Annotated in this window: 8 protein-coding genes; 2 read left to right on the top strand and 6 right to left on the bottom strand. The window is 42.9% G+C overall.

Annotated features, from left to right (window positions below; genetic code table 11):
- Positions 1–211: 211 nt before the first annotated feature.
- Positions 212–2053, bottom strand: coding sequence for an LTA synthase family protein (locus tag RKD52_RS10395; protein ID WP_454099659.1), 1842 nt, complete (start codon positions 2051–2053; stop codon positions 212–214).
- Between the two features lie 263 nt (positions 2054–2316).
- On the opposite strand from RKD52_RS10395, the gene RKD52_RS10390 reads away from it, so the two are divergent.
- Together RKD52_RS10390 and RKD52_RS10385 are read left to right on the top strand one after the other, a co-directional pair.
- Complete coding sequence (locus tag RKD52_RS10390; RefSeq protein ID WP_454099658.1) at positions 2317–5379, top strand: efflux RND transporter permease subunit; 3063 nt, start codon at positions 2317–2319, stop codon at positions 5377–5379.
- Positions 5380–5459: 80 nt separating this feature from the next.
- Positions 5460–6008: a GNAT family N-acetyltransferase gene (locus tag RKD52_RS10385; protein WP_454099657.1), complete on the top strand. Its 549-nt coding sequence runs from the start codon at positions 5460–5462 to the stop codon at positions 6006–6008.
- 46 nt (positions 6009–6054) lie between these two features.
- On the opposite strand, the gene RKD52_RS10380 is transcribed toward RKD52_RS10385, so the two are convergent.
- The 5 genes from RKD52_RS10380 to RKD52_RS10360 all read right to left on the bottom strand — a co-directional run bounded on the left by RKD52_RS10380 (position 6055) and on the right by RKD52_RS10360 (position 11715).
- On the bottom strand, positions 6055–7212 hold the full coding sequence (locus RKD52_RS10380) for an MFS transporter (protein ID WP_454101191.1): 1158 nt from the start codon (positions 7210–7212) through the stop codon (positions 6055–6057).
- A 222-nt stretch (positions 7213–7434) separates the two neighbouring features.
- Positions 7435–7902, bottom strand: coding sequence for a GNAT family N-acetyltransferase (locus tag RKD52_RS10375; RefSeq protein ID WP_454099656.1), 468 nt, complete (start codon positions 7900–7902; stop codon positions 7435–7437).
- 61 nt (positions 7903–7963) lie between these two features.
- Positions 7964–9487, bottom strand: coding sequence for an alpha/beta hydrolase (locus tag RKD52_RS10370; protein WP_454099655.1), 1524 nt, complete (start codon positions 9485–9487; stop codon positions 7964–7966).
- A 136-nt stretch (positions 9488–9623) separates the two neighbouring features.
- Positions 9624–9917, bottom strand: a complete 294-nt coding sequence (locus RKD52_RS10365; protein ID WP_454099654.1) for a DUF3817 domain-containing protein — start codon at positions 9915–9917, stop codon at positions 9624–9626.
- A 169-nt stretch (positions 9918–10086) separates the two neighbouring features.
- Complete coding sequence (locus RKD52_RS10360; protein ID WP_454099653.1) at positions 10087–11715, bottom strand: MDR family MFS transporter; 1629 nt, start codon at positions 11713–11715, stop codon at positions 10087–10089.
- Between the last annotated feature and the right edge of the window lie 7 nt (positions 11716–11722).

Below are 11722 nucleotides of genomic sequence, written 5' to 3'. Positions count from 1 at the left end.
GCTGTCTGTATTTTTTTGCAACTATAAAATTATAAAACTGATAGAAAATTTTGTAAATCACTTTTTAATGCGCTTTCAAAAAAATTCATTCAAGCATTTCAGCCTTCCTTTATTAAAAACGTCCTTTCAAATAAAAAACCGTGCATCTGTTTGGATACACGGTTTTTGGACGGCTCAAGGCCTCTTGCTGCCCATCAATCTGGCGTCACAGTCAATAGTTATTGAAAAGCTCTAAAAGGAGGTCATTTTCAAGGAACATAGATGACCACTCAATATCCTGGACAAGTTTTTCATAGTTTTCTCTGCATGCTTCAACATCCGTTACTTTTCCTGAACTGTTATCTATGCATTTTCCTGATTTAAAGTTGCCGGTATGCGAAGCTGCATAATCATACTTATCGGAATAAAATGAATATCTCGTTGTTTCATATGCAAAGCCCGCAAAGCCTTCTGTAACTGAGTCCAGCGGCCTGCCGAATTGAATTAACGGCTGTTCAATTCCAAGAAGCGAAGTGATTGTCGGGGCAATATCCATCTGACTGGCAGTCACTTCATTGACAGTGCCTTCTTTTTGATCCGGATGATGAATAATCAAAGGGATATTAAATTGTGCTTTTTCATCAAACGGAACTCCAAGCAGGTTATTAATCTCTTTTTCATCCATCGGGAGAGGTCCGTAATGGTCACCATAGACGACAAAAATGGACTCGTCCCAAAGCCCCTTTTCTTTGAGGTCTTGAATAAAGAGACCCAATGCTTTGTCAAAATAATGGACAGACTGCAGATAATGCCCTGTATTGGTCCCGTCAAATCTGGCCGGAAGTTCAAGTTCTCGGTATTTCTCTGGCATAACAAACGGTCTGTGGTTCGTGAGGGAAACAATAAAACTATAGAATGGCTTCGTTTCATTTGCATAGATTTCGGTCATTTGTCTGAAGATACTCTCGTCTGATATGCCCATTCCGATGATTTCATCAGATTCTATGTTTGAATGATTTTTATGATAAAACGTTTCGTAGCCTTGATTGTCATAGGCTGCTTCCCTGTTCCAGAAGGCCGGGATATTGCCGTGGGTGGCACTTGTTGTATAGCCTCCGCTTTTCAGAATGTTTCCAAGCGAAAGAAATTTGTTTTCAGGAAAAGCATTGTAAACTCCTTTTGGCGCCATCGGGTAGATTGAATTGTTGGCTACAAATTCGGCGTCCGACGTATTTCCGCGGCCAATTTGAAGATACGTATTGGGATAATACTGACTCTCCTTAATCAGCTTATTCAAATTAGGTGTAATTTCTGCCCCGTCAATGGTCAGTCCCACGGGAAATACGTTAAGGGATTCTGCCTGGACCATAATGACATTTTTGCCTTTGAATCTGCCGAAATAAGGTGACTTCTTCTGCAGTTCGTAGTTCTTCCTGAAATATGCCTGAAGCTTTTCAGTCTTCTTTTTATCCCCAATAAACGTTTCATAGGCAAATGCTTCGTTTACAGTCATTTGTTTAAAGTCATAAATATGTGCAGGCAGAATTCCAGTCAGTGAAACTTTGTACTGATCTGAAAAAGTGTCTTTAAACGGGAAGAAAGAAGTAAAAATAAGGGCAGCTGCACCAGCTGCAAAAATTGCCCTGCTTTGCCATTTCCGCACTTCCTCTGTTTTCAGCCAGTAACAGAATATCAGAACTGAAGCAACTGCCGGAACATCAGCCCAGTAAAGATAGTCGGTCTGATAAACCAAAGATAGAATAGAGTCTTTAACATCTCCAAGCTGACCCGCCTGCCCTGCAAGCTTTAAATTCAGAATACCGTCATAATAACGTTCATACAGCACGTCTGCATACAGCAAAAGCGAGAGTAAAAAATAAATGAGAAAGACAGATGTGAATTTTACAATGGATCTGCCTGTGGAAAGGAGGGCAGCCAGACATAATGCCAGACCAGCCGATGCTGTGAGAATAAACTTTTTGTGCGGGGACATTCCCAGTTCATGTACGAAATACAATGATTTCAAAAACCAGAATCCGCTGATTGTAAAGACAATGGTAAAAAAGAGAAACATGCTTTTTTTATTCCTATTAAAATATGACAATCCTACACTCACCTTTATCAAATAATTACATAATGTTCACTCCATCATATCAAAATGACTGCTAGAAACAACAAAAAAATTTACAAAAAATTAATTTTTGTAATCTTAAGTTTACATTTATCTTCTTTCTTTCCGTTCACAAATTTTTAACACATTCGGAAATGAAAATCACGCTTCAAGTGTGCTATAGTTTAAATAGTCAAATTTGACCTAATTGAAGGAGGAACTTATTTATGTTCGAGAGCTTTCTCAAACGCGGAAAATTAATCATCATTTTATTTTTCGTTATTATTCTTGTCGGAGGCTATTTATTTTATCAGCTTCCTAAACGCGAACTGCCCGAGTTCTCGGCCAACATCGTAACCATTTCAACGGTTTATCCGGGTGCAGAAGCAGCGGTCGTTGAAAGTGATGTAACAGAAGTGCTTGAAGATGCCATTAATAACTCTGATGGCGTTGCGAGCCTGAATTCTGTTTCGGCAAAAGAATTCTCAAATGTCATAGTTGAAGTTGAAGATGACGAGGATATAGAAAAAATCACATCCGACCTAAAGCAAAAAGTATCGGATGCCGCTTCCAAACTTCCTGAGCAAGCATTTGATCCTGAGGTCAAACAGGCTCAGACAGGGCTGCCTGTAGCATCGTACATGTTTACAGCAGAAAGCACAGATACACTTAAACAGAGCCAAGAAGAAATACTCCGTTTAAAAGAGAAGATTCAGGACCTTGATGGCGTATCAGGCGTCACCATAAAAGGATTCAAAGAAAAAGAGGCTGTCCTGGAACTTGACAGTGAAGCTCTTGCAGAAAATGGCCTGAATGTTTCTAACATTATTGAAGCCATCAACAACGAATACAAGACAACACCGCTTGGCGAAACGTCACAAAACGGTGAAACGATCCGTCTGACTCTCGATCAGTTCAAGGATATTGATCAAATCGAAGACCTAACTGTACTGTCTCCAATCACTAAGGAAGCTGTCAAAATCGGAGATGCGGCAAACCTTGTGCTGACGGAAAAAAAGCAGGAAGATATCGTTTCTTTTGAAGGCAAACCTGCCTATTCATTCACCGTAAACATCGAATCCGGTCTTGATATTCCTGCCACTTTTAAAAAGGTCGATAAGGAATTAAAAGACGAGCTCAGCCTTCCTGACAATGTGGAACTGAAAACCTACTACTCGCAAAAAGCGGATGTAGATAAAATATTTGATGAATTGATCAAAGAGGCTGCCATTGCTGTACTTGCAGTTATCCTAATTACTACCCTCGGGCTTACTCTGAGCGGAGCCTTTATCGTATCTCTTGCTATTCCGCTTTCCATTACGCTCGGAACCCTTCCGCTGCCGTTTCTGGATGTGGATTTGAATCAGATTTCGGTCATTGGGCTGATCATTGCCCTGGGAATTCTTGTTGATGACGCGATTGTCGTCAATGACAATATTTTAAGACAATATAAGCTTCAGAAAAATGGAAATGCCCTGCAGGCAACCAAAGATGGCGTAAAAGAGGTTTGGGGATCCATTGTGACTTCTACACTCGCCGTAATCTTTGCTTTCCTGCCGCTTACTCTTTTGTCAGGTGCAAATGGTTCGTTTATCCGTTCTTTGCCATCTGTGCTGATCCTGACCGTTGCCGCTTCCATGATTATTTCGCTTACACTGGTGCCTGTTTACCAGTACGCCGTGAACAAGCGGAAAATCCGCGTCAGTGAAAAGGAGCCTGGTTTTTTGGGAGGCCCACTGAAGAAGCTGTCTGATTTTTATGCTGACACGCTGCTTAAAAAAATTGTTAAGCGTCCGGTTTTAATAGGAATAACCGGTATTATCGGAACGACGCTTATCTTCCTGCTGGCGTTCTTTGTCCCGTTCGAGTTTTTCCCGTCAGCAAACAAGAAAGAAATTACTGTTACGGTTACAATGCCGACAGATTATACCCTCGAAGAAACGAATACTGTCCTTGAAGAAATGGAAACCGATCTTCTCGCTATTGAAGAAACAGAAGAGACAGCTATTTTTACAGGCTCGGGAGTACCCGGTCTCTTTAGTGAAACGGTTGAAAATGCAGGTCCAAATACCGGACAGATTGTCACACGCATCGACAACGAAGCCGTTACAGCTGATGGATTTATTGAAGAACATACAGATACACTCAGGGAAAAATATCCTGAAGCCGAAATTTTCTTAACAACGATTGTTCAGGGTCCTCCAACTGGTGCACCTGTTACCGTGAAATTAAGCGGCGAGGATTTCAACAAACTGAACGAGATTAAAAACGAACTCGCTTCTGACATTAAAAATGCAGACAGCGGACTGATCATTGATAATGTGAAAGAGCCTGTTGCTTCTGTTCAATATAAGCTTGACCGCACAGCATTAACAGAAAGCGGCCTTGATCCGAAATTTGTAAGTGATCAGATTCGTTTAGTAACTGAAGGCGTACCTATGGGAACCTTCAAAAATAACAGTGAAAATATAGACTTATTGATCAAACAGGATCCTGCTGTACATGAAGAAGGCATCAAGCTGGATGAAATTCTGGTTCCTCTTCAATCTGAAGGTCCCGTGCCTCAGACGGCTCCTCTAAGTCAATTTATTGAAACAGAAACAGTAGAGCAGTATCAGACCATTCCGCGTGAAAACGGGGAACGCACGATTACACTTAAAGCATATCCTGGTGAATCAGAAACGTTCAAAGAGGATGTCGCATCCATCGTAGATGACTATAAGGAGAACTATTCAAGTGAAGGATATACGCTGATTCTCGGCGGAGAAAACGACGATCAGACGAAATTCTTCATTGAAATCAGTCTTCTGTTCTTAGTTGTACTTGTTCTGATCTACATCACGATTGCCTTTCAGTTTAACTCTCTTTCTCTTCCAATGCTGGTGCTTGGAACAGTCTATCTTGCAGTTGCCGGTGCTGTTGCAGGATTATTCGTCACTCAGACACCGTTCAGCTTCATGGCCACAATGGGAATCGTTTCTCTTGCTGGAATCGTCGTCCGGAACTCTGTTGTTCTCTTTGAATTTATCGAACAGCGCATGAGAGCAGGTTACGACCGTGCCGAAGCTGTTATTGAAGCCGGACGCGCAAGAATCCGCCCGATTTTGCTGACAGCATTCACGGCGCTTGTTGCCCTTCTGCCTGTTGCATTCAGCAACGATCCGCTCTTTAAACCGCTCGCCATCAGCATCGTTTCTGGGGTTCTCTTCTCGACGATCCTGACCCTGCTGATTGTGCCTGCCCTGTTTATAACGGTTGATAAACTCCGTTCAAGAAAGAAAAAAGCGTAATTTAAGTAAGGCTGCCGGGATTGGCAGCCTTTTTCTTTTTCTGTATAGTAGATAAATAGACAAAGATTGGGGGAATTTCAATGTTTATACATAAGATTAATGATGAACTCTCACTTAAATTAACGGAAATCAGAGATTCAAAGGAATTGTTCGAACTCACTGATTCATCCAGAAGTCATCTGAAAGAATGGCTTCCCTGGCTTGATTTCACAGTCAAGGAAGAAGATACAAAGGCATTTATTGAAGGCACTCTCCGTGGATTTGCCGATAATAAAAGCTTAAGCACAGTCATTCTTTACAAAGGAAAAATAGCGGGTACAGCAGGATTCAATTCCATCAGCTGGCCAAACAAAACCGCCTATATCGGATACTGGCTCGGTAAAGATTTTCAAGGAAACGGCATTATGACAAAAGTCGCCGAAGCACTGACAGAGATTGCTTTTAATGAATACGGACTGAACAAAGTTGAAATCAGGGCGGCAGCAGAAAACACGAAGAGCAGAAGCATTCCAGAACGCCTCGGTTATAAACATGAAGGCACTATCCGAGAGGCAGAATGGCTTTATGATCATTTTGTGGATCATGCTGTTTACGGAATGCTTGCACGTGAATGGAAGCAAAAAAAATAATCGACGAAAAAGCAGGTCTGATTGGATGGTCAGACCTGCTTTTTTATCACGTATTCTCTTTTAAAACCAAATGCTCTCTTTTGCTTAGTTTTCCTTCAAGAAGCGTCAACACCACCGGAATAAGCAGAAAAATGCTCGAAATTTGGAAGAGCACAGCCGTTTCAACAAACTGGGCGAGAATTCCGAAGACAATTCCGCTTAATCCGATTCCAAAATCGATCGCAGAAAAGTACATGCCGTTCGCTACTCCCCTTCTGTTGTCAGGGGTCATGGAGAGCGTCCAAGACTGAAGCGTCGGAAGCAGGGAACCAAAGCCGATTCCAAACAGAATTCCGGCGGCAGCTATTCCTGCATTTGTATGGGAGAGTGACAGAACCCAGAGTCCTGCAAAGGTTAAGGCCGAACATACAATAATTAAACCCTTAGGTCCATTCTGATCAAACCATTTCCCTGAAACCGGCCTTGAAACAGATGCCATAATGGCATTAAACAAGTAAAAAAGAAAAATCTGGTCTATCCCCCGCTCCTCACCGAATATCACGATGAATGTGACAACTGAACCATATCCAAAAGTTGCAATCATCGTAATGAATGCAGGATACCAGCTAGACTTTTCAACTAGAGATCCCATATATGAAAAAGACAAGTCTTCCTTTTTAGTCGTTTTTACCGACTCGGGCGTGTGATACCGGACTGCTGCAAGCAGCCCAAACGCAATCAGGCCAAGAGCACATGAAATATAAATTAAGTTGTTAAATGAAGTAACGCCAAAAAGATAAATCCCAAGGCTTGGCGCAATAATCATTCCAAGCGTAACGGACAGGCCAAAATAGCCCATGCCTTCACCAAGACGCGATTTCGGAATCACATCTACGGCAGCCGTACCGTTTACTGTTGTAGAAAACCCCCAGGCAAGACCATGAACAAACCGAAAAAGCAGAAAAATGAAAATCATGCTTGATAACGGATATACGATGGTAATGGCAAGAAGGGCTAAAGCTCCGGCAAGCACGAGCGGCTTGCGTGTCCTGTATTCGAGCATATAACCTATAAACGGCCTGCTTAATACAGCTCCTATTGAAAACAGTGCAGTCACAAGCCCGATTTCAAGACCTGAGGCCCCAAGAGACTTTATGTAGGGCGGAAGCGTCGGAATCAGCATCTGAAACGACATAAAAATAAACAAATTTCCAACCATGAGCATCACAAACGACTTTGTCCACAGCGGTGCTTTTACTAATGTACTCACTTTATCTCTCCTAAGTTATCTGTGTATCTGTCAATATATTTCGCATTCCTAAATAATAGCACAGACAACACCAGGATTATACTGATTTGGCACCGTAAATTAAAGACAGAAAATTTAGAACGGAAAGAAAGAAATGATCCACAGCTATTCATACATCGGAAAAAGAATCAGGCACGCTCACCGTTTTTTTTCAAAGTACACCAGTGTGGCTGCATCATTCAGCTTTTTCTTTACTCCAGTTCGCGTAAAACCTGCTTTTTCATAAACACGGCAATTCTTCTCTTCCTCAAGAATAGTCGCAAGTTCCCATTTACCTGCCTCTGGATATTTTTCTGCTGCAAGCTGAATGGTCCTGGCGGCAAATCCGCGTCCCTGCCACTCCGGCAGAATAAACATCGGGCTGATCCAATGGCTCTCAGTTTCTTCACCACGTTTAATTCTGATGGCTCCTGCAAACTGGCCGTCTGCCATCACCTTATAAAAGTGTCCTTCCCTTATTCGGCTTCGAACTTTAGAGATCGGTTCATTCGCAGGGCTTGTGTCAAAGTCCCTGTATCTCTCGAGCAGCGGTTTGAAAGCACTGACTTGTCCACTGTGGAGCATTTCCGAATCCTCGATTACAGCTTTAACTAAAATAAACGCCATTGTTTTCACCTCTTATCTATTAAATCAAAAAAATCCCGTACTGAAACGGGATTTCTCATTTTTAAAACGGATCTATCTCTTTTCCGGTCTTGATATCAATCACTTTTATTGGATTATCAGGTGTCTGAATGTCCTTGCTTTCTGGAGGCTTTGCACCATTCTCTACCCAGTCTACAAGCAAATCAAAGGATTGATGGGCATACGGCAAGAGCGGCTGGAGGTTTTTATCTGGATCCGTTGCACCATTCCAGACAAGGCTGTCCACGTGATTGCCGTTTTCGATGTAGTACATGCGGTGCAGCTTTTCCTTGCCTGCTTTTTTAACAAGCTTCTCATAACCCTTTGCATGAATGTCAGGGAAAATCAGAGCGTCAAGGGTACCCGTGAAACTGATAAGCGGAACATCTATATCTCCCGTATTTGCAACCTCTTTAATGTTTTCTTTCACGCTTTTAGGGCGGGATGGGTAGCGGTAGTTTTCAAAAATAGAGTCATAGCTGCGGTCCCTTATTTCGCTTACAAAATTCAAGTAATTTCTCCAGTCAATGCGTTCAGGTGCATTGGGATCAAAGTGGTCGCGGTAAATATTTGCGGTAATAAACCAGTACACCTGGTCATGATAGCTCCACAATGCTTCGGATCCTTTTGGAACCCCTGCTTTATACAGCTCTTTAACCGCTTTTTCTTTCTCTTTTCCGCTGCCGTATATGGCAGGCTCGGCATGGTTGACAACCGCTGTCAAAGAGGAAATCAGGTTGGGCTGCTTTTCTGTCCACAGTACGCCTTCCCAGTCTACGCCGCCATCAAAAAGCCTGTCTTCTTTTTTCTGCCGTCCGTCATGCTCAAGCGCGTACCTGACCACATACCCTCCATTTGAAATTCCGATTGCATATGTAGGCACGCGGTGATTTTTTCTAATCAGGTGATGTGCAGCATTTGACTTGTCTTCAGGAGAGATGAGCTTGTCCGCATAATTTGTTTGGAGGTAGGCTTGAGCTGCCGCCGTTATCTGCCTGTACCTTTTGTGCCACTCGGCAACTGAATCATCCTCTTTGGCGAGAGCATTTTTCGCTTTTGCAAATGGATCAGCAGGATCTGCTGTCCCCTGAGTTCCCTTATCAATGGCCGCAAAAGCGTATCCTTTTTCTAATACAAAATCACTGAAGAGCAAATCTGTCGAGGTTTCATTGCGCGTTGCCGGAATTCCCGCAGATACCAGTTTCCCGTTCCAGTAATCGGGTATACGAATCACAAACTTCGCATCCTCAAATGCTCCAGTAACCTGAGTTCCTGTGACCGGGGCCGGATTGTACATTTGGTGCCAGCCTGTTTCCTCTGCCGCACTGCCCCAAAGATAAGGCGTCAGTCCGAGATTCCCAAAAAGAGTGGCCTGCTGATACTGGACAGGATTCTTAGTTGTTAAAAAATGTTCATTTACGCCGTCAAAATAAACCTCTTTTAAATCGTGTGCACCAGGAATAGAAACTTCTTGTTCGGCCGTCACTCTTCCATGCTCGCTGGTCACAGGGACAACAGGGGCAAGCAGTGATGCCGCCAATGTAACCGTTAACATTTTTCTCTTCACGAAATCACACCTTTATTAGAATTTTCTGCAAACTAAACATTTTCAGTTTACTCCTTTTGAAATCTCCCGGCATGGGACGAAAGATGCAACTATGAAAGATCAAAAAAAATAACCCGTGACTGGGTTATTTTTTGGATTATAAATTAGCTTTTTTAAGTCTTGAATCTAGAACTAAATTTCCAAATGGAATGAATGCAACAGCGACTGCACTGAATACCCAGGCAAAAGACCATCTGATTTTATACGTGGTATATGCAATGATCAGGAGGTAGGCAATAAAAAAGAATCCGTGCAATGAGCCGACAATCGTAACGGCCATTGGAATACCCGCCAAGTGCTTCAGCGGCACGGCAATAAACAGAAGGATAAGCAGTGAAGCTCCTTCAATGAATCCCATAAATCTGAAACGGTCAATCGGTGTTTGAGGCATAAGGTGTTCCTCCATCAGCTTTTTTCTTCATTATAATGCAGGATTTTAGCAAAAACCACTCTTCGCGGACAGACGTCATAGAATGTTCAATTCTATATGTATGTCCACTGCCCCGTTTTATACCTTTTCACGCAGGAAAAACCAAGGTGCTCATGCACCTTGGTTTACATTAGTTTTCGCTGCCCTGCAGTTCTCCGGTTTTTAATGTTTTTTCCTTTTTTACTGAAGGCTGATCCTTTGCACTTCTTAATGGAATTTCTTTAATAAAGAAGGTTAAGAGAATCGCAAGCGCCATTGTAATCGTCACAAAGATGAAAACACCGGATAATGCGTAGCTGAGTGAATCCTGCAGCTGACGGATGACATTTTCAAAGAAAGGCACCGCTTCAGGAGGAAGTGTGTTCTTTAAGCCGTCAAGCTTCTCATGATCAAGCAGCAGCTGAGGGTTTTGCAGAGATTCCAGTTTTCCCGCAAGTTCAGGCGATGCAGCCATCTGATTTGTGTCACCTGCGCTGCCCATAGAAGCCATCTTATCCTGCATGCGAGAATTAAGAAGTGTGCCCATGATGGCAACACCAACTGTTCCCCCTACTGAACGGAACAGCTGCGAGGATGCGGTTGCAACACCAAGCAGTTTCTGTTCTACTGCATTTTGCACAGTAAGTGTAAACACGGTCATGCCGATTCCGATTCCAAAGCCGACAAGTGTCAGGTAAAATACGAGCAAATACTGCGAGGTGTCTACCGTCATGGTTGACAGCAGATAAAGGCCCGCTGCAGAAATGCACAGTCCGATGATCGCCTGCAATTTGTACTTCCCTGTTTTAGAGATAATCTGTCCGCCAAGAGCACTTGCAAACACAAGGCCCAGCGTCATGGACATTGTCAGGAAGCTTGAATGAGTAGCCGAGTAGCCGAGCACGCCCTGAATGAAATAAGGAACATACATGACACCGCCGAACATGGAGACCCCAATGACAAACCCTATGATATTTGAAATGGTAAAGATGCTGTTTTTAAACAGATCAAGCGGCAGAATCGGGCTAACAGCTTTTCTTTCAACTAAAATAAAAATGATCACTGACACAGCTGCAGCCGCGAAAAGAGAAAGGATTTGTGCTGAACCCCAGTCATATTTCGTTCCTGCCCAGGAGAACGCGAGAAGCGCTGCAACAATGGCTGATGAAAGAAATAACGATCCCAGGTAATCAACTTTTTGGCCAGGCTTTTTCTCCGTGGACGGGAAAAGCTTCCAGATAAGTACGAGCGCGACAATTCCGAGCGGAAGGAAAACCCAGAATACCCACTTCCATTCAAGGTTATCGACAATGTATCCGCCGAGCGTCGGTCCGAATACACTTGAAACCCCGAACACGGCACTCATGGCTCCCTGCCATTTTCCCCGTTCTCTTGGAGCAAATAAATCCCCTACAGCCGTAAAGGCAGTCGACATGATCATACCTGCTCCAAAGCCCTGGATACCGCGGTAGCTGATCAGCTGAATAATGTCAGTTGATGTACCTGCAAGAAAGGCACCAATAGAGAAAATGATGATCCCGATAATAATGAACGGTTTCCTTCCATACATATCTGAAAGCTTTCCGACAAGAATGGTTGTAATCGCACTTGTCAGCATGTAAATCGTAAATACCCAGCTGTAATAATCAAGCCCCCCAAGATCAGAAATGATTTTTGGAAGAGCATTCCCTACAATTGTCTGATTAACTGCCGCAAAAAACATTGCTGCAATGATGGCAATCATAATGGTTATTTTTTCTTTGTGACTTAAATGTTCCATGATTCCA

It is taken from the genome of Metabacillus sp. SLBN-84 (assembly GCF_053629595.1).
Note: the sequence above shows the minus strand (reverse complement) of the source record. Positions and strands in the feature narration are given on the sequence as shown.